This is a genomic window from Hyphomicrobium sp., from assembly GCF_051860585.1.
Taxonomy (GTDB): domain Bacteria; phylum Pseudomonadota; class Alphaproteobacteria; order Rhizobiales; family Hyphomicrobiaceae; genus Hyphomicrobium_C.
On the sequence record NZ_JBHYDS010000003.1, the window covers coordinates 378,057 to 398,128 of the forward strand.

The window sequence follows — 20,072 nt, forward strand, 5'->3', positions numbered from 1 at the left end:
CCGATCTGTATGTCGTCCGGAGCAGCACATGAATGATCTCGTGATGGGCACCCCAGAGTTGCCGGATGAGCAGCCCGAAGGACCGCTCCCCAACGGCAAGGGCGGCGACAACCACGTCGCTGAAATGCTGTTTGCCCTGAGGGCGATGCGCGAAGGCGATTTCTCGGTTCGCTTGCCAGGCGACTGGCCCGAACTCTGGGGCCGCGTCGCCGACACCTTCAACGACATCGTCGCCACCAATCAGCGCATGGCGCAGCAATTCGATCAAGTCGGCCAGGTCGTCGGCCGCGAAGGCATGACCAAGCAGCGCGTTCGCATCGGCTCGGCCGCAGGATCCTGGGGCGAGATGGAGACCTCCATCAACTCGCTCATCGACGATCTGCTCTGGCCCACCACCGAAGTCACGCGCACCATCCGCGCCGTCGCCCAGGGCGACCTTCTGCAAACCATGCGTCTCGATGTCGACGGCCGCCCGCTGGCCGGCGAGTTCCTGCGCTCCGCCACCATCGTCAACACGATGATCAAACAGCTCTCCGTGTTCACCTCCGAGGTGACGCGCGTTGCCCGCGAAGTCGGCACCGACGGCAAGCTCGGCGGCCAGGCCCAGGTGAGCGAGGTCACGGGCGTCTGGAAAGACCTGACCGAAAGCGTCAACTCGATGGCCAGCAACCTGACCGCCCAGGTGCGCAACATCGCCGACGTCACTATCGCCGTGGCCAACGGCGACCTGTCCAAGAAGATCACTGTCGACGTGCGCGGCGAGATCCTGCAGCTCAAGGAAGCCATCAACACGATGGTGGACCAGCTACGGTCGTTCGCGGCCGAAGTGACACGCGTTGCCCGCGAAGTCGGCACCGAAGGCCGCCTCGGCGGACAGGCCGTCGTGCCCGGTGTAGCCGGCACCTGGAAAGACCTGACCGACAACGTCAACCTGCTTGCGGCAAATCTCACGACGCAGGTCCGCAACATCGCCGAGGTGACGACCGCCGTGGCCCGCGGCGACCTCTCGCGCAAGATCACCGTCGACGTGAAGGGCGAAATTCTCGAACTCAAGAACACCATCAACACGATGGTGGATCAGCTCAACGCCTTCGCGTCTGAAGTGACGCGCGTCGCCCGCGAGGTCGGAACCGAAGGCCGTTTGGGCGGCCAGGCACAGGTCCCCGGCGTCGCCGGCACCTGGAAGGACTTGACCGACAACGTCAACTCGATGGCCGGCAACCTGACCAACCAGGTTCGCAATATCGCCGAGGTCGCCACCGCCATCGCCGGCGGCGACTTATCGAAGAAGATCACCGTCAACGTCAGCGGCGAAATCCTGCAGCTGAAGGAAACCATCAACACGATGGTCGATCAGCTCAACGCGTTCGCCTTCGAGGTCACCCGCGTCGCCCGCGAGGTCGGCACCGAAGGCCGCCTCGGCGGACAGGCCGACGTGCGCGGCGTTGCCGGCACCTGGAAGGACTTGACCGACAGCGTCAACTCCATGGCCAGCAACCTGACAACACAGGTTCGTAACATCGCCGAAGTGTCGACCGCCATCGCCAACGGCGACTTGTCGAAAAAAATCGCCGTCGACGTTCGCGGCGAGGTGCTCGAGCTGAAAGAGACCATCAATACGATGGTCGATCAGCTCAACGCCTTCGCCGGCGAGGTGACGCGCGTCGCGCGCGAGGTCGGCACCGAAGGCAAGCTCGGCGGACAGGCCGTCGTGCGCGGCGTCGCCGGCACCTGGAAGGACCTCACCGACAGCGTCAACTCGATGGCCAGCAACCTCACGGGCCAGGTCCGCAACATCGCCGAAGTAGCGACCGCCGTGGCCCTCGGCGACTTGTCGAAGAAGATCACCGTCAACGTCAGCGGCGAAATCCTGCAACTCGCAGAGACCATCAACACGATGGTGGACCAGCTCAACGCCTTCGCCGCCGAAGTGACGCGCGTGGCGCGCGAGGTCGGCACCGAAGGCAAGCTCGGCGGACAGGCGCAGGTGCCCGGCGTCGCGGGCACGTGGAAGGACCTCACCGACAGCGTCAACTCGATGGCGAGCAACCTCACCAACCAGGTTCGCAACATCGCCGACGTGGCGACCGCCATCGCCAACGGCGACCTGTCCCGCAAGATCACGGTCGACGTACGCGGCGAAATCCTGCAGCTCAAGGAAACGCTCAACACGATGGTCGATCAGCTCAATCGCTTTGCGGGCGAGGTGACGCGCGTCGCGCGCGAGGTCGGCACCGAAGGCCGCCTCGGTGGACAGGCCAACGTGCCGGGTGTGGCCGGAACCTGGAAAGACTTGACCGACAACGTCAACCTGCTCGCCGCCAACCTCACGACACAGGTCCGCAACATCGCCGACGTGACGACCGCCGTCGCCAGAGGCGACCTCTCGCGCAAGATCACGGTCGACGTGCGCGGCGAAATTTTGGAACTCAAGGCCACCATCAACACGATGGTCGATCAGCTCAACGCCTTCGCCGGCGAGGTGACGCGCGTCGCGCGCGAAGTCGGCACGGAAGGCAAGCTCGGCGGACAGGCGCAGGTCCCCGGCGTTGCCGGCACCTGGAAGGACCTCACCGACAACGTCAACTTCATGGCCTCGAACCTCACCGCCCAGGTCCGCAACATCGCCGAGGTCGCCACCGCCATCGCCCAGGGCGACTTGTCGAAGAAGATCTCCGTCGACGTCCGCGGCGAGATCCTCTCGCTCAAGGAAACGCTGAACACGATGGTCGAGCAGCTCCGCTCGTTCGCCGCCGAAGTGACGCGCGTCGCGCGCGAGGTCGGCACCGAAGGGCGGCTCGGCGGACAGGCCGTCGTTCCGGGCGTCGTCGCCGGCACCTGGAAGGATTTGACCGACAGCGTGAACTCGATGGCCGGCAACTTGACCGCGCAAGTGCGCAACATCGCCGAAGTGACGACCGCCGTGGCCCGCGGCGACCTCTCACGCAAGATCACCGTCGACGTGAAGGGCGAAATTCTCGAGCTCAAGAACACCATCAACACGATGGTGGACCAGCTCAACGCCTTCGCCTCCGAAGTGACGCGCGTGGCGCGCGAGGTCGGCACCGAAGGCAAGCTCGGCGGACAGGCGCAGGTCCCCGGCGTCGCCGGCACGTGGAAGGATCTCACCGACACGGTGAACGTCATGGCCGCCAACCTGACCGAACAGGTGCGCGGCATCGTCAAAGTGGTGAACGCCGTCGCCGGCGGCGATCTCAAGCAGCGGCTGACCGTGAACTCAAAGGGTGAGGTGGCCGCCCTCGCCGAGACCATCAACGACATGACCGACACCCTGGCACTGTTTGCGGATCAGGTGACGACCGTGGCCCGCGAAGTGGGCGTCGAAGGCCGCCTCGGCGGACAGGCCAACGTGCCGGGCGCCGCCGGCACGTGGAAGGATCTGACGGGCAACGTGAACCTGCTCGCCGACAACCTGACCAACCAGGTGCGCGCCATCGCCGAAGTCGCGACGGCCGTAACCAAGGGCGACCTGACGCGGTCCATCCAGGTCGATGCGCGCGGCGAGGTGGCCGAACTCAAAGACTACATCAACACGATGATCGGCAATCTCCGCCTCACGACCGATCGCAACACCGATCAGGACTGGCTCAAGACCAACCTCGCGCGCTTCACTGGCATGCTCCAGGGCCAGCGCGATCTCGCCACCGTCGGCAGCCGCCTGCTGTCGGAGCTCGTTCCGCTCGTGCGCGGCCACCAGGGCGTCATCTACCAGATGGGCTCCGAGGACGATCCCAGGCTCCGCCTGCTCGGAAAATACGCCGATCATCCGGACCGCAGCTACCCGCAGACGATCGAGGTCGGCAAGGGCTTCATCGGCCAATGCGCCGTCGAGAAGCGCCGCATCCTCGTCACCGACATCCCTGAAGACACCGCGCCTGTCGGGTCGGTGATGCTGGAAGCCCCACCGCGCAGCATCGTCGTTCTGCCGATCATTTTCGAAGAGCAGCTGAAAGCGGTGCTCGCCATCGCGTCGCTTTACGAATTCGACAACGCGCATCTCTCCTTCCTGGAGCAGCTGACCGCCAGCATCGGCATCGTGCTCAACAGCATCGAAGCGACGATGCAGACCGAGTCATTGCTGAAGCAGAGCCAGGAACTCGCCCAGGAGCTTCAGCTGCAGCAGAAGGAGCTGCAGACGACCAACGAACAGCTCGGCCAGAAGGCCCAGCAGCTCGCCGAGCGCAACGTCGAAGTGGAAGCCAAGAACCAGGAAATCGAGCACGCCCGCCGCGCCCTCGAAGAAAAGGCGACGGAGCTGGCCCTGACGTCGAAGTACAAATCCGAATTCCTGGCCAACATGTCCCACGAGCTGCGCACGCCGCTCAACAGCATCCTCATCCTCGGCCAGCAGCTGAGCGACAACGTCGACCGCAACCTCACCGACAAGCAGGTCGAATTCGCCCGCACCATCCACGCCGCCGGCACCGACCTTCTGAACCTCATCAGCGACATCCTCGATCTGTCGAAGATCGAATCCGGCACCGTCTCGGTCGATGCCGAGGAACTCTTCCTGCCGAACCTGCTCGAAGCGATCGCCCGGCCCTTCCGTCACGAAGCCGACAACCGCCGCCTGTCGTTCGAGCTGGAATTGAATTCGAACCTTGGTCGCAGCATTTACACGGACGCCAAGCGCGTTCAGCAAGTGCTGAAAAATTTGCTGTCGAACGCCTTCAAATTCACGGAGCAGGGCGGCATCCGCCTCACGGTCGCCCCCGCCACGAATGGCTGGAGCCACGAGAACCAGGCTCTCAACACCGCGCCGTCCGTCATCGCGTTCGAAGTCTCCGACACCGGCATCGGCATTCTGCCCGAGAAACAGAAGATCATCTTCGAGGCCTTCCAGCAGGCCGATGCCGGCACCAGCCGCAAATACGGCGGCACGGGCCTCGGCCTTGCCATCAGCCGCGAGCTGGCCACGCTGCTCGGCGGCGAGATCCAGCTTAAGAGCACGCCCGGCATGGGCAGTACCTTCACGCTATTCCTGCCGCAGCGCTACGCCGCGCCGAATGTGGTCACGGAGTTGGACCCCCGCCGCTTGCGCCTGCGTTACGATCCCGGCCCCGCCGCCCGACAGGAGCGCGCCGTCGAGCCGATCTCGGACGACCGCGAGGACCTTCGCCCCGGAGATTTCCTCCTGCTCATCGTCGAGGACGATCCGCAATACGCACGCATCATGCTCGATCTCGCCCGCGACTCGGGCTTCAAGGTTGTCGTCGCGCAGCGCGGCTCCGAGGCCCTGGCGCTCGCCAACGAGCACAACCCGAACGCCATCTCTCTCGATGTGTTCCTGCCGGACATGCTCGGCTGGAGCGTTCTGAGCCAGCTCAAGCAGAACCCCGCAACGCGCCACATTCCCGTGCAATTGGTCACCCTGGACGAGGATCGCCAGCACGGGCTCGCGCAAGGCGCGTTCGCCTTCGTCACGAAGCCGACGAGCACGGAAGGCATTCGCGAAGCCCTGATCCGCATCAAGCAGTTCTCGACCGCCACCCGCAAGCGCTTGCTCGTGGTGGAAGACAATCCGGCCGAGCGGATGGGGATCAACGCGCTCTTGGGCCATTCCGACATCGAAATCCAAACCGCATCAGGCGGCGCGGAAGCGATCGCCTACATGCGTGCCCATCCCGTCGATTGCGTTGTGCTCGATTTGAAGCTGCCGGACATGTCCGGTTTCGAGGTCTTGGAAACCCTGGGTGCCGATCCCGCGTTAAGTGACGTTCCGGTGGTCGTATTTACAGGTCGCGAGCTGTCCGCGGAGGAGGATGCGAAGCTGCACACGATGGCCCGCAGCGTTGTCGTCAAGGGCGTGGAATCGCCCGAACGCCTGCTGGACGAAACGGCGCTCTTCCTGCATCGCGTCGTCGGTGATCTTCCGCTCGAAAAGCAACGTATGCTCGAGCGCTTGCACGTGTCGGATGACGCGCTCGTCGGCAAAACCGTGCTTCTGGTCGACGACGACGCCCGGAATATCTTTGCACTATCAAGCGTTCTCGAACGTCGTGGCATGAATGTGTTGACCGCAACCACCGGCCGCGAAGCCATCGCCAGCCTCGAGGAAACGCCGAACGCGTCCATTGTCCTCATGGACATCATGATGCCCGAGATGGACGGCTATGAAACCATGCAGGCCATCCGTGCCGAGGCCCAATGGCGGCGCCTGCCGATCATCGCACTCACCGCCAAGGCCATGAAGGGGGACCGCGAAAAATGTCTCGAAGCCGGAGCGTCAGACTACCTCGCCAAACCGGTCAACACCGAGCAGCTGCTGGCCGCCTTGCGCATGTGGCTGCATCGGTAGGAGAGCCACACGTGCGCGCCAAGCCCGTCAACATTCTGCTCGTCGATGACCAGCCGGCAAAACTGCTGAGCTATGAGGTGATCCTGAGCGATCTGCAGGAAAACCTCATCACCGCAAGCTCCGCCAGCGAGGCCCTTGCAGTCCTCCTCAAGACCGACATCGCCGTCGTTCTTGTGGACGTCTGCATGCCCGATCTCGACGGCTTCGAACTGGTGCAGATGATCCGCGAGCATCCCCGCTTCCAGGACATCGCCGTGATTTTCATCTCGGCCGTCCTGCTCACAGACCTCGATCGCATCAAGGGCTACGAGTTTGGCGCGGTCGACTACGTGCCTGTCCCGGTCGTGCCGCAGATCCTGCGCGCGAAAGTGAAGATTTTCGTCGAGCTGTACCGCAAGGCGCGGGAACTCGAAAGCATCGCGGCCACCCTCGAACAGCGCGTCGCCGACCGGACAGCCGAACTCGAAGCCTCGACCTCGCGCTTGCGCAAGAGCGAGGAGCAGCTGCGCCAGGCGCTCTCGGCCGCCAAGATGGGCACATGGCGCCACGACCTCACGGCCCAGGTGAGCCAGCGCGATGAAAACCTGAATGCGATCCTCGGCCTCGAGCCGCTCGAAAGCATCGGGCCGACGCGCGCGTGGCTCGACCGCATCCACGAGGACGATCTTAACCTCGTGACGGAGGCCTGGCAGAGGGCGATTGGCGACCGCGGCGCGTATGAAGCGGAAATGCGCATCCATCACAACGATGGCACCGTGCGGTGGCTGCGAGAGCAGGGCCACTACGTGCCCGATCCGAACGGTCTGCCCGGCTCTCTGACCGGGCTGACGGTCGACATCACGGAGAGAAAGCAGGCCGAGGAAGCGCGCTCCCTGCTGATCGAAGAGCTCAACCATCGCGTCAAGAACATGTTGGCGACGGTGCAGTCGATCGCGCACCAGAGTTTGTCCGGCGCCCAGAGCGAACAGAAGCAGCGCTTTCTGTCGCGCATCCAGGCACTCGCCACCGGCCACAATCTTCTGACCCAGAGCCGCTGGAAAGGCGCGCGTCTGAACGATATTCTCGAAGCGCTGTTCGCGCCCTATCGCGCCGAAACGGATGCGCGCCTGACCCTCAGCGGCGACGACGTGGTGCTCTCCTCGCGCGACGCGATCTCCGTCACGCTCGCCATCCATGAGCTGCTCACGAACGCCGTCAAATACGGGGCCTACACGGTGCCATCCGGTAAAATCGATGTCGCCTGGACGATTTCCAAGACTCCGCCGAGCAAGCGTCTGCAATTCAAATGGGATGAGCGAGGAGGTCCACCGGCCGTTGAGCCGGAGACGACAGGCTTCGGCACGCGCCTCCTCAAATCATTGGCCGCGCAGCCGAGCGGAGAATACGCCTGCCACTATCGCGAAAGCGGCGTGCTGTGCCAATTTACGCTACCGATCGAGGGACAAACCTGATGCGACCGCTCATTGGAAAACGCGTCCTCGTGCTGGAAGACGAACCCCTGATCGGGATCGTTCTTGCAGACATCCTCGAAAATGCCGGCTGCGTCGTGCTCGGCCCGGCCTACGACGTGCCCCAGGCTCTCAACCTGCTGACGACCGACGAAGTCGATTGCGCCGTGCTCGATGTGAATCTCGGATCCGGCCAGACGTCCGCTCCGGTTGCCGATGCGCTCGAAGAACGCGCCATCCCCTTCATGTTCGCCACCGGCTATGGAGAAGGCGCGTTGCGCTCGAAGGACCGCACGAAATATCGCGTCGACAAACCCTATGACGACTTCCAGATTTGCGACACGCTGAGGAAGTGCCTGGAACGCCAGTCGGCCTGAATGGGTCTTCTGCCTGTGGCCGCTGCCTGACCGTGGCTGCCGCTATTCGGCGTCTTTACCGAAATTCGTATAGATCGTCTCGACCTGCTTGTCGCGCGCGATGCTGGCCGGCGTGACGAGCGTCTGCTCCAGGATGAGATCGTAACAGGCCTGGAAATTCTCGACCCGCTGCTTCTTGCAAAGCGGATGTTGCCGCCAGCGATCCTGGATCAGCTTGCGCGCCGCCGCCGTCCCGATGTTGAGGTCGCGCACCTTCTCCTCGACGCCGACCGAAATGTTGGCGCCGTCCTTGAAGGCCGCATAGATCAGCTCGCTGCAGTAAATCTGGTCGCGCGTCTCGTAATAGAAATGATCGTAGGGACGACCAAGGTAGGACCGCGCCTGCGCCACAGCCTCCTTCGCATGCTCCTCCGACAAATTCTTGAGCCGCTTCACGGTGACTTTCTTGCCGCTGCCGTTCTTGATCCAGCGATCCAGCGGCACCGTCCGCACCGGGCCTGCGGCCTCGATGACGACGGCGCGTCCCGACGCGTCGATATCGACCAGACCGACGTGCGTATATTGAGTGCCGGACGCGAGCATGATCGCCTCGCGCGCACTACCCGATGTGTTCTGGAAAACGATATCGCCCGGCTTCAGCGGCGGAAGATCCGCGGCGCGGGCCGGCTGAGACAGGGAAAGTGCGAGCAGCAGGAGCCCGAGGGTCCGAGGCAGCCCGAAGGTCCGAGACAGGATGTGTGTTGTCATGACGGAGATGTCGTTTTGGAAAGCGGCGGGATCGTGGCGGGGTGGACCAGCCACGCCCGCCACTTGAGCATGATTCGGCAACCGTGGGAGGCCGGCCGCCGACATCCGCCCGTCCGGTCACCCCGCGAGAACGGCATTTCCGCAGCGAATGCCGTGAACCTGCACATCCACCTCGCCAAGGTGCACGCCAACGAGATCGAGGATCGACCCGAGCACGGGATCGAGCAACGAGGTCACCGGCGTGAGCAAGCTCAGCAGCGCACCCTTGAGCGCCGCAATCGAGCCAAGCCCGATCAGGCTCACCTGAATATCCGCCGACTGCAGCAGGTGCGACGTGATCGACGTGAGGTAGTCCCTGACCTCGGCGGTCTTCACGACGTGTCCGGCTACATCGCTGCTGCTGAAGGAAAGCGGTGTGGACTGCACGTTGCCCATTTCGACATACGCCTTCGCCGAAATGTTCAGGAGAATCGCATGCGCCAGCGTAGCGAATGACACCGGCGGACTGGTTGAGAACGACGACATCCCCGCCGGATTGATTTCGCCGATCCAGGCTTTCACCGCAGACGGACGCGCCGCAACGACAGCGTTGCCTTGCTGCCCTGCACCGCACGTCAGCGTGTCGAGACGCGCTTCGGCACTCGCAAGTTCAATGTAGACGGGCAGCCGAACGCGGATGCCGGCGAGAAGCCCACTGCCACCGACCTCCGCCACCAACCTCAGCCGCATCTGCGCGGTTCGCAACGTCGCGCCCACTTGTCCCACCGCCACCCAACCAGACTTCTGCGCCCGCTCTCCGATGGCAAGATCCAGCGTGAGGCTAAGCAGCCCCGGCACCGCCGCACCGAGGTTGACCGAAACCTGCCGTTGGCCATTCGCTGCCGTCGCGGCCGCAGTGACAAGCGACATGACATTCACATCCGCCGCGAGGCCGGCATTCGGCTGTCCGATCGCGGCATTCGACAGCGACCCCAGGTCGAGAATGCTCCTCAGCGGCACAGAAGCGGAGGCCGGCGTCTGCGCCGCGAGGGTCGTCAACGCCTGGACAGCTTGCGTATTTCCGCTCCGTTGCGCCGCCCTGGCTGCCGCGCGCACCACCTGCCCGACTGTCGCATTGGCGTTGAGAAGCTGATCGTACGTGCCCGCCGTGAGGCCAACTTCCGTCGACAAGCCGGATAGGAAATCCAGCAGCGACACGTTCGCACTGACCAGCGCGTTATAGTCCATCACCGAAAGATTGATATTGCCGCCTAGAAAGGCCCCGAGCAGCGCATTCGCGAGCCCGCCACGCACGGCCGCGAGACGGCTGCCGATGGAAAACATCGCCTGCGCATCGGCCGCCCCCATCGCCGACACCGCAATCTCCGGCGCCGCAACGAACGATTTCGCGAAATAGAGCTGCCCCGGGAACGCCACATCCAGCCGAACGGCATTGTGCGGCTGTGCTCCGGCCTGGAACCGCCGTCCATGCTCAACGGCCGGATCGACAACGTAGCGTCCTTTCACCACCGCAAGCGCACTGACACCCCCAAAACCGTTCGCGCGCAGCGTGGCGCGCGCCGCATCCTCGGCGCGGTCTATATTTGCAGCCGCCGCCATCGCCGCGAGATCCGCCGCGCCTTGCGCCGTCCGCCGCTCGAGATAAAGCGACCCGACGTCGATGGCCAAGGCGCTGAGCCCCACGGCAACCACGAGAAACATGGCAAACAGGACACCGATGGACGCGCTTCGATCGCGCTGAAACGCGCGCAATTTCATTGAGATCTTCACGAGCTTCATCTCCTAAAATCCACCGCGCGAGATAATGGCCGTTCTCTCGATGGTCTTATTGGGCAACGGAATCAGGCCGGAAAAAACCCAGATCGGGAGATCGCCGGAATCGAACGCGATTCGAACCTGGAATTGCGCCGGGTCCGCAGCCAATGGCTGCGCCGAAACCGTAATCCGGTTGAGATTGAGAAGCGGATAGCTGCCGCCACTCGATGCAACGTGGGCGCGGGCGATGGTGACCCGCTCCGCATCGTTGAGCCCCCCGACCGAAGCCCGCGCGGCATCTGCCGCGAGCTGCTGGACTGAATTCGCCGCCGAGAAGTAGAGCCCGTAGGCTATGAGCCCGCAGAAAAATATGAGACCAACGGGAAAGACCAGGGCAAACTCGACAGCCGCCGACGCGCCGCGGTCGCGCAAGGCGCGCCTGAAGTGCGTTTTGAGAAATGACATGGCCCGGATCCTCCAAATCGAAGACCCGAGCCTAGGGCAGCGTTGATAAACGCGAGATAACGGAGCGGCAGAATTGAAAATGCTTTCACGAAACTCCTTATTGCGCCGCTAAAAAGAAATAGAATGCTTGTTAACCGCCCCACGACATCATTCGAAGAACACCGATCAAACTCTGCAGGACTGCGGCATCCGGAAGAATTCGAAGGACGGCCCGTTCAGTTGAATCGAACGAGATAGCGTTCGTTGCGCGCGAAGCAATGCGCCACGCGCCACTCCAATGCATCCTCATGGTCCGAAAAGATCACGCGATCCAGACGCAGCAAAGGCGTTCCCTCGGCAACGCCGAGTTCCGTCGCATCGCAGCCGTTCGCTGGCACGATATCGACCCGTTCGTCGGCGCGGCCGACCAGGATGGAATTGTGCTGCGCCAGCGCCGAAAGCCGGTAGCTGCCGAGATCTTCCGGAAACCGCGTGAAGTACTTCGCCGGCAGCAGGCAGACCTCTGACATGAAGTTTTGCCCATGGTGCGCGCGGACGCGCTCCACTCGAATCAACTCGTCGCCGCGCCGCTGCCCCAGCCGCGCGGCCTCCTCGGCGCTTGCGGCGACGCGCGTTATCGAGCGCCCGATCTTCGTTCCCGAGATCCGCTGCCCCTCGAAGTTGTGGAACATCGAGAACGGAAACGTCGTCTCCGCGGATGCATAATCGTTGACGAAGGTGCCGCGACCCTGCCGGCGCGTCACGATCCGCTCGACCTCCATCAGGTCGAGGGCCTTGCGAACCGTACCGATGCTGATCCCGAGTTGCTGGGCAAGCTGCGTTTCGTTCGGCAGCGTCGCGCCAGGCTTCCAATGTCCCACGACAATCCGCTGCACGAGCACATCGCGAACCTGCAAGTAAAGCGGTCGCGCGGCGAGACGCGTTTCCAAATCAGGCATTTGAAAATCCCCCCAAACGCTGGCAGGGCGCGGCCCCATCCACGCTCGAACCCGCCTGCAATCGCTCCAGACGCCAAGGCCCCCGGAGCGAGACTACTATTAGGTGTGAACGGACATTTATGCAACCGTAAATTGCATCTGCGGTGCATCGAGCTGTAAATAGTTCGATGTCATCGGCCTGGCGAAATAAACAACAACATCCGAAGGATAGTCATCTGCAAGCTAACCACTATATCGAGCGCGCACGTCCGCGGCGGCCGGCACGACGTACCAGCATCGCACTCGCGAACCAACGCGAGCTAGCCGTTGCGCTTGATGGACTGAATGCTCGTAAGCAGATCCTGGCCGAACACCGAGCCGGTGTCCCCGCTGAGCAGCATCGACGGGACCGATTGCACGGTCTGCGGGTTCGCGATGTCGTACAGCGCCGAGAATCGGGCCAGGAATTTCTCGACCTTCGCTGGATCCTTGAAATCGGCGACGTTGATGCGCTTCTCGAGCAACTGGGCAAGCTTGTCGACATCGCTCTGAGCGACGGAATCTGGCAGTCCGAGCCCCGTCATCACGACCTCAAGCAGCGCCTTGTCGGCCAGAATGGAATAGGCGCTCGTGATCGACGCGGCCTTGCGCTGGAAATAGAGGGCCAATCGCACGCCTTGGTTCTGATTGCCGGCCTCCTGCTCCATGGTCTGGCGGATGAAGAGATCCTGCGTCTTCAAAACATCGCTGTCGTCTTGGGCCGTTCCCGCCGACACGCGGCGCGCCACGCCATCCGATCCGAAGTTGAAGGCCGCGGCAAGCTCGCGGAAGCGGTAATTCTCCGGCTTGTTCACGAAGCTCTTGGGATCGTAGAGGTCGCTCGTGAGCACCTGCTTCAGCACGTCATTCGAGATCGTCTCTCCCGCAAATCCGAAGGCGCGCGTGATGTACGTGACGAGCCGTTTGTCCTTCAGCAATGCATCCACGGAACCGATGTTCTCCATCGTGGAGGCGAAATATTCGCTTTCGGTCTTGCCCCGCGCCTGGTCCGTATCGAGCGTGCCGAGCGTGATCGTGTAGCGCGTGATCGTCGCCGACCTCGCGGCATCGATCTGAGCCCGCACCGGGCCGAGCGCCTCCCCGTCGGCGCCGAAATTGAAGGCGTTGGCCAAGGCCGTGTAGCGGTCGTCGCGCAGCTGGCGCGCGAAGCTTGTCGGATCGTTGGCGTCGCTCAGGATCACCTGGCGGATTTTGGACTTGGACTCTTCACTGGGGTCGAGCCCGTACGCCTTGACGACGTAGTTGAAAAGCCGGCTGTCGTTCAAGATGTCGTCGACAGACAACGTCGTCGCGATCTTCAGCTTGTAATAGTTCGTCTGGGTTTCATCCGCGGTCAGCGCCTTGGTGCCGTAATTCATCATGTAGAAATCGGTCAGCGTCGCTTCCTGCGCCGCCGTCTGCGCCGTCTCCCCGGGCTCGAGCGACCCGTCCGGCTTGAAGTTGAAGGCGGCCGCAAGCGTGCGATAGGCGTCGCCGAGCGTATTGGCCGGGCTGGCCGGGTCTGTCAGATCGCTCGTCAATGCGTCGCGTAATGTCGTCGGCCCGACGAGAATGGGATCGAGCCCGACGGCCGTCAGCGCATACGAGCGCAAGAGCTCGTTGTTCACGAACTCGTCGGCCGTGGTCACGCTTGCCATCAGCGACTTGAACGTATCGGTGCGAAACGCCGCCGCCGCCGGCGAGCTGCCGTTGCCCGTCATGTCGTAATAGAGGTCGATCGTCGACGTCAGTTGCGCCGAGGTTTGCGCGCCGCCCGCGGGCGCGCTGCCATCGGCCGCAAACGAGAAAGCGGATCTGAGTTTGACGTAGCGCGGGTCGTTGAACGCGTTTGCCGGACTTGCCGGATCGGAGAGATCGCTCGTCAGCACCGAGCGGATTGCGGATTCCGATGCGATGTCAGGATCGAGCCCGTAAGCCTTGAGCGCCAGCGAGAACAGTTTCGCATCGCCGACAAGGTCGTCCACCGACGTCAGCGTCGCCAGCTTGGACTTGTAATAATCGACGTCTGTTGCGGCCGCCGCGCCTTTGAGAACGCGCTGCTGCGTGTATAGACCGACCGTTTCGGCTTCATCGGCGGCATCCTGCGCGGTGATCGCCCCGAGTTCCACGTCACCGGTGGTTGTAAAGTTGAAAGCCTTGGCAAAGGCCTGGTAGCGCTGATCCACCAGCTTGCCCACGAAGCTGGCGGGATCCGTGAGGTCGCTCTCCAGCACCTTGCGCATGAACGCTTTGGCGTAGGTCATGTCTTCGAGGCCGTAGGCCTTCATGGCGTAGGCGTAGACGCGCTGATCGCCGAGAAATTCATCCACCGACGTGATCTTGCCGATCGTCTCGCGATAGTAAGCCTGCTCGCGCGACACTTGCGCATTGGCAAGCGTCCGCGCCGTGCTCTTGGCGACGTCTGCGGTGTAGAGTTTGTAAGAGAGAAAGGTCGAAACCATCGCCGTGTCCCGGTCGCCGATTTGGATGCCGGCCGGCGCAGGCAGCGGAGCACAGGGAACGCGGGAGACCCGCTCTGAGCCGCGAATCACGCCGGATAGCGTGATCTCGCTTTATCGGCAGGAGCTTATGTGGGCCTGCCGTTTCGTAAAAAATCCGTACAAACGAGAACCGGCCCCGCGAGGGGCCGGTTCTGCAATCCGGTGCGGCGACGTATCAGTTGCCGGCTTCAGCCAACGAAAAATGGCCGTTGCTCGCCTGCGCGCTCGGGCGCGCACTCGAAACGATCAGCCCAAGATGCGTCAGGAATTCGTCGACCCGCTTTCCGTTGAGTGCCGAAAGCAGCTTCTCTTCGATTCGGCGAACGATCGGCTGAACATCGTTGTACAGGCGCGTGCCTTCATCCGTGATCGTAACTTCGTACGCACGGGCGTCATCTTTATCACGCTTACGCTGAATGATGCCCTTTTTGAGCATACGGCGGACGATGTCGGCCATAGTAGAACGGTCAATTCCCGTCGCGTCGACAAGCTTGCTCTGGCTCAAACCATCCGATTGGGCCAAAGCGACGAGCACAGCGTACTGCCGGGCAGTCAAATCGTAGTCCGACATCTCAGACTGATAGATTTCAGTCACGACCTGAACGGCCCGATGGAAGAGATGTAGGGGCGAATTCTCAAGGTCACTGTCGGAATTAATTCGCGTCATGACTGGTTATACCGTCCATTGCTCGCAGAAGTGGGTGGAGATCCAGACGCACCTTCGTTGGATCGTGATGGGTCCCGGAATGTCGTCAGTCGACTTCCCAGTGGAGAAATTGTATTGAAGTGCAAATGTACGTGGACCGCTCGCATGAGGCGGCACCACGTATCGACTCCCAGGGCTATTCAGAAGAGATTGTTGATCGGATGATCTACTCGACCCAGGATGTTCACCCCAGAGAGCGATTGAGCTATTGGCGCGAAGTCGCCACGCGCGGCTATGTCGAGCACGATTTCGAGCCCGGCCAAGGGCAGGCTTTCAACGGCACAGTAAAAATCGCAACGCTTCCGGGTCTCGCCCTCACGCGGTTTGAGGCGGACATTGCGCGGGTCAGCCGGTCCGAACGCAGCGCCGCCCGTGCGGACGCGGGCGACATGCTCCTCTGCATGCATCGTCGCGGCGAGTTGGCGATTTCCCAGGATGGCCGGGACACGGTTGTGGCGGACCGGGCATTATTCCTGCTCGATCCCCTGCGTCCCTTCGACATCCAGCTGAAGAGCCATTCGTCGAACGTCGTGGTCAAAGTCCCCCGCGCCGTCCTGGAAGCAAGGGTCGGAAACACCGGCAGTTTGACCGCGCGCGCGATCGATCACTCGAACGGCGTGGCGGCCTTGACCATGGGCCTCCTGGACATGCTGCCCGATCTCGCCGAGTCCCTGGACGACATCGCAGGGCTGAAGGTCGCAGAACAGCTGCTCGATCTCGCCGCGCTGGCGCTGACATCGGAACACAGCAAGATTACGGCTCTGTCGTCGTCCCGGGCGACGGCCTCGCTGCGTCTCAAGGCCACCATCGAACGCCTGTTGATCGAGCCGGGGCTCAAACCGGAGCGCGTCGCCGCGGAAACCGGCATTTCCATTCGCTACGCCAACGACTTGCTCGCCGAGGAGCATTCGTCGATCGAGCGCTATGTCAACACGCGCCGGCTTGAACGATGCCGCGCGGCGCTCGAAGACGCCGCTCAGTCGCACCGGAGCATCGGTGAAATCGCCTTCAAATGGGGTTTTTCCGACCTTTCGCATTTCGGGCGGCGCTTCAAAGGGAAGTTCGGCCTGACTCCGACCGAGTATCGCCGCCAAGCCGAGCTGGTGGCCGCGGAACGTCAGGCTCAGACGCAGCGACCGGTCATTCTCGGCTTCCACGAGGTTGTCTGAGACCCCGGTGTCCGCAGCGCCATCCTGACAGACGCGACGCATCCCCCGTCTTGGCGCGCCAAGGCCGCGCACGCGGCGTGAGCGGCAAGGCCGCGCATGCGGCCCGAGCGGCAAGGCCGCGCATGATAGCAAGCGCCCCGCATGATAAGGGGGTGCTCGCGGAGCCGATTTTCCGTTAAGAAGCAGCAGACCGGGGCCCGCGCGTTGGCGCTCGCCACGCAGGCTCGACCCGGATTGCCGCAGAACCTTTGGGGCACGAAGACCAGAAGAATGTCGAAGAAAATTGCCGGCCCTGAAATCGAGCGGCTCGTTCAGCTTTTGTCGCGGCTCCCCGGCCTTGGGCCCCGTTCGGCGCGCAAAGCGGCCCTGGCCCTGCTCAAGCGGCGCGAAGACCTGCTCCTGCCGCTGTCGGAGGCCATGTCCACCGCCGTCCGCACCATCGTCGATTGCCCCGTCTGCGGCAGCCTCGACACCGTTTCACCGTGCACCATCTGCCGCGACGAGCGCCGCGACCGGTCCGTGATCGTCGTCGTGGAGGAGATGGGCGACCTCTGGGCCCTCGAGCGCGCGAGCGTCATCAATGCCAATTACCACGTTCTGGGCGGCCACCTTTCACCGCTCGACGGCATCGGCCCCGAGCAGTTGAACATCGCCTCCCTGATCGAGCGCACAGCGAACGGCACCACCACCGAGGTCATTCTCGCCCTCAATGCCACGGTTGAAGGCCAATCCACGGCGCACTATCTGATGGAGGCCCTGGTCCCGAGCGGCGTCGCCGTGTCGCGCCTCGCGCAAGGCGTCCCCGTCGGCGGAGAGCTCGACTACCTCGACGAAGGGACTTTGGCCGCAGCCATCAAAGCCCGCAAGCGCGTCTAAGGTGCCCCCGGCGCAACGTCGTCACGCACCGCAGTCCCGGTTGTGCCGCCGCACGACCCACACGCAAGGAGTACGATGGACCCCGGAATGGCCGCGGAGCCAGCCCCCCGAGCACCGCCCGTCTTCGTGTCCGGATCGCTTCTGCGTCATATCCTGATCATGAGCGGCGCCGGCGGCATCGGCCTTGGCGCCATCTTCCTGAGCGACCTCGCCAACATCGTCTTCCTGTCCTGGCTTCACGACCAGGCCATCATCGCCGCCGTGGGCTATGCGAGTTCGATCCAGTTCCTGACGACGTCGGTCGGCATCGGACTCGGCATCGCTTCGACCACGCTGGTCTCCCGCGCCCTCGGAGCCGGGCGGCGCGGCCGCGCGATGCGGTATTCGATCAACGCGCATCTCGCCAATTTCATTGCTGGCACGGCCTCCGCTCTGCTCGTCTATCTCACCATTCCGTGGATGCTGACCGTTCTCGGCGCAACCGGGCGAACGCACGACTTGGCCGAGCAGTATCTCCTCATTCTCGTGCCCTCGATCCCAGCGCTCACGGTTGCGATGACATCGGCTGCCGTGCTGCGCTCGGCCGGCGACGCCCGCCGTGCGATGAACATCACGCTCTACGGCGCCGTCGTGAACACGGTCCTCGATCCGATCTTCATCTTCGTGCTCGGCCTCGGCATCGCCGGCGCCGCATGGGCGACGGTGATTGCACGCTTCGCCTTCCTCGCCGTCGGCCTCTACGGCGTCGTGCGCGTGCATGGGCTGATCGCCAAGCCCCGTCTCCCCGCCTTCCTCGCCGACCTGAAAGCGTTCGCGGCCATCGCCGTCCCTGCCATCCTGACCAACATCGCGACGCCGATTTCGAACGCCTACATCACCGCCGCGATCGCCCTGCATGGTGACGGCGCCGTCGCGGGCTGGGCGATCATCGGACGCATCATGCCGGTGGCGTTCGGCGCCATTTACGCGCTGTCCTCGTCCATCGGACCGATCATCGGCCAGAACTTCGGCGCGCGGCAGGGCGAACGCATGCGCGAAGCTTTCAAGCTCGCGCTCGTCGTCAACCTCGGTTTCACGGCCGCCGCCTGGATCATCCTGGCGCTCCTCACTCCGGAGCTGCTCCGCGTCTTCAATGCGACCGCGGACGCGGCGGCACTCATCGCTCTGTTCAACGTCTGGCTCGCGCCGCTGTTTGCCTTCATGGGGGCGCTGTTCGTCGCCAATGCCGTATTCAACACCCTCGACTTTCCCCACTACGCGACCATGCTGAACTGGGCGCGCGCGACCATCGGCACCATTCCCTTCGTCTACGTCGGCAGCGCGCTCGCGGGTGCGGAAGGCGTTCTTGCAGCCCACATGGCCGGAGGGATCCTCTTTGGGTGCCTGGCCGTGTGGCTCTGCCTGCGCCTGTTCGACCGTCTTCTGGCGCCGAAGCCCGTGCTTGCCTGACGTGGGGTTTGTCTGAGCAGTGCGGCCGGATCTGTATGAAATGCGACAACAGAAGTTGGGAGCATTTTCCGATCCGATACCATCGGACCGGAAAACGCTCTAGCCTCGCCCGGTGCGCGAATCGACAAGTGATCGGCCTGCCATCGTGACAACCTCGGTCTCCGAACGGATTGCCATCGTCGCGCCCTCTGTGGAAGCGGTCGCCAATCTGCGCGGCGACCTGATCGCGTCGCTCTCCGCCCGCGGCCATCGCGTGCTGTGCATCTCGCCCCCCGGCCCGGCCCGCTACCTTCGCGTGTTGCGGGCCAACGGGGCCCAGCACCGCGCCCTGGAGCCGCCGCAGCCGTCGATCCGGCTGCTGGCCGATTGGCAGGCGATGTCCGCGCTCGTCGCCCAGTTCAAGGATTGGCAGCCCGACATCGTGCTCGGCTTCGGCCTGCACACCTTGATGCTCGCCGCGCTGGCCGCCCGCCGCGCCGACGTCCGCCGCGTCGTCAGCCTCGTCAATGCTCTGCCGAGCGACGGCGTCGAAAGCGTCAACCGCAGCCGGTTCGCGCAAGCCATCCGCGCCAGCGATGCGATCGTCTTTCACAACCGCGAAAACGAACGCACCTTGAAGCAGCTCGGCCTCCTGCCGGCCAACCTCATGACGATGGTCGTGCCCGGCAGCGGCGTCGACCTCAAGCGCTTCCCCGCCGTCCCGATGCCGCCGACCGGAGACGGACTGGAGTTCCTGATGCTGTCGCGCCTCGAGCGCCGCCGCGGCGTGCTGGAATTCATCGCGGCAGCGGATCGCATCAAACAGAAGTGGCCCAGCGCCTCGTTTCGCATCGCGGGACCTGTCAGCACCGAACCCGACGCAGTCGCACCCGAAAGGGTGACGGCAAGCGGCTCCGTCGCCTACCTCGGCCCTCTGGAGGACGTCCGCGCCGACCTCGGCGCCTGCCACGTCTTCGTTTATCCATCCTACGTGGAAGGCATGCCGCGCGCGGTCCTCGAGGCGCTGGCGACCGGACGGCCCGTCATCACCACACGCACGCCGGGCTGCGCCGACACCGTGGACGAGAAGGTGAGCGGCTGCCTCGTCCCTCCGGCCGACGTCGACGCCCTCGTGGCCGCGATCGAAAGCTACCTCAAGAACCCCGGCTCACTCGCCACCGGCATGCGCGCGGCGCGTCTCAAGGCCGAGCGCCGGTTCGACGTTCGGGATGTGAACGCCGCGCTCGCGCGCGCGCTCGGCGTGGACTGAGCCCACGCGCCAGCAAATCAGATCGATCGGACGGGATCGGGCCAGCAGGTCAGGC

Annotated in this window: 13 protein-coding genes; 7 read left to right on the forward strand and 6 right to left on the reverse strand. The window is 63.6% G+C overall.

Annotation, left to right across the window (positions count from 1 at the left end; translation table 11 throughout):
* The first annotated feature begins 124 nt into the window (after positions 1-124).
* The 3 genes from ACTIFK_RS07245 to ACTIFK_RS07255 are packed head-to-tail and all read left to right on the forward strand — an operon-like array spanning position 125 to position 8,144.
* Entirely contained in the window at positions 125-6,319 is a 6,195-nt protein-coding gene (locus ACTIFK_RS07245; protein ID WP_439542455.1) for a HAMP domain-containing protein, read from the forward strand.
* Positions 6,320-6,330: 11 nt separating this feature from the next.
* Positions 6,331-7,770, forward strand: a complete 1,440-nt coding sequence (locus tag ACTIFK_RS07250; RefSeq protein WP_439542381.1) for a sensor histidine kinase — start codon at positions 6,331-6,333, stop codon at positions 7,768-7,770.
* The gene (locus ACTIFK_RS07255; RefSeq protein WP_439542382.1) at positions 7,770-8,144 is read left to right on the forward strand and encodes a response regulator; all 375 of its coding nucleotides are present in this window, start codon (positions 7,770-7,772) and stop codon (positions 8,142-8,144) included. Before ACTIFK_RS07250 ends, ACTIFK_RS07255 begins: the two co-directional genes overlap by 1 nt.
* 42 nt (positions 8,145-8,186) lie before the next feature.
* Here the strand turns inward: ACTIFK_RS07255 and ACTIFK_RS07260 are convergent, their stop codons facing one another.
* The 6 genes from ACTIFK_RS07260 to ACTIFK_RS07285 form a co-directional block, all read right to left on the reverse strand.
* Positions 8,187-8,891, reverse strand: coding sequence for a YiiX/YebB-like N1pC/P60 family cysteine hydrolase (locus tag ACTIFK_RS07260; RefSeq protein ID WP_439542383.1), 705 nt, complete (start codon positions 8,889-8,891; stop codon positions 8,187-8,189).
* A 117-nt stretch (positions 8,892-9,008) separates the two neighbouring features.
* The gene (locus ACTIFK_RS07265; RefSeq protein WP_439542384.1) at positions 9,009-10,649 is read right to left on the reverse strand and encodes a pilus assembly protein TadG-related protein; all 1,641 of its coding nucleotides are present in this window, start codon (positions 10,647-10,649) and stop codon (positions 9,009-9,011) included.
* Between the two features lie 24 nt (positions 10,650-10,673).
* A complete protein-coding gene (locus ACTIFK_RS07270; protein ID WP_439542385.1) occupies positions 10,674-11,111 on the reverse strand; it encodes a TadE/TadG family type IV pilus assembly protein in 438 nt (145 codons plus the stop codon).
* 215 nt (positions 11,112-11,326) lie between these two features.
* Positions 11,327-12,049, reverse strand: a complete 723-nt coding sequence (locus tag ACTIFK_RS07275; RefSeq protein WP_439542386.1) for a GntR family transcriptional regulator — start codon at positions 12,047-12,049, stop codon at positions 11,327-11,329.
* Positions 12,050-12,348: 299 nt separating this feature from the next.
* Positions 12,349-14,529: a DUF1217 domain-containing protein gene (locus tag ACTIFK_RS07280; RefSeq protein ID WP_439542387.1), complete on the reverse strand. Its 2,181-nt coding sequence runs from the start codon at positions 14,527-14,529 to the stop codon at positions 12,349-12,351.
* A 214-nt stretch (positions 14,530-14,743) separates the two neighbouring features.
* Positions 14,744-15,163 carry a MarR family winged helix-turn-helix transcriptional regulator gene (locus tag ACTIFK_RS07285; protein ID WP_439542388.1) on the reverse strand — a complete coding sequence of 140 codons (420 nt, stop codon included), beginning with the start codon at positions 15,161-15,163 and terminating at the stop codon, positions 14,744-14,746.
* 272 nt (positions 15,164-15,435) lie between these two features.
* On the opposite strand from ACTIFK_RS07285, the gene ACTIFK_RS07290 reads away from it, so the two are divergent.
* The 4 genes from ACTIFK_RS07290 (at position 15,436) to ACTIFK_RS07305 (ending at position 20,017) form a co-directional block, all read left to right on the forward strand.
* Positions 15,436-16,443 carry a helix-turn-helix domain-containing protein gene (locus ACTIFK_RS07290; RefSeq protein WP_439542389.1) on the forward strand — a complete coding sequence of 336 codons (1,008 nt, stop codon included), beginning with the start codon at positions 15,436-15,438 and terminating at the stop codon, positions 16,441-16,443.
* A 270-nt stretch (positions 16,444-16,713) separates the two neighbouring features.
* Positions 16,714-17,319, forward strand: coding sequence for a recombination mediator RecR (gene recR / locus ACTIFK_RS07295; protein WP_439542390.1), 606 nt, complete (start codon positions 16,714-16,716; stop codon positions 17,317-17,319).
* An 87-nt stretch (positions 17,320-17,406) separates the two neighbouring features.
* Positions 17,407-18,768, forward strand: coding sequence for an MATE family efflux transporter (locus ACTIFK_RS07300; RefSeq protein ID WP_439542391.1), 1,362 nt, complete (start codon positions 17,407-17,409; stop codon positions 18,766-18,768).
* Between the two features lie 145 nt (positions 18,769-18,913).
* Positions 18,914-20,017 (forward strand): glycosyltransferase, encoded by a 1,104-nt coding sequence (locus ACTIFK_RS07305; RefSeq protein ID WP_439542392.1) that lies wholly within the window; start codon positions 18,914-18,916, stop codon positions 20,015-20,017.
* Positions 20,018-20,072 lie beyond the last annotated feature (55 nt).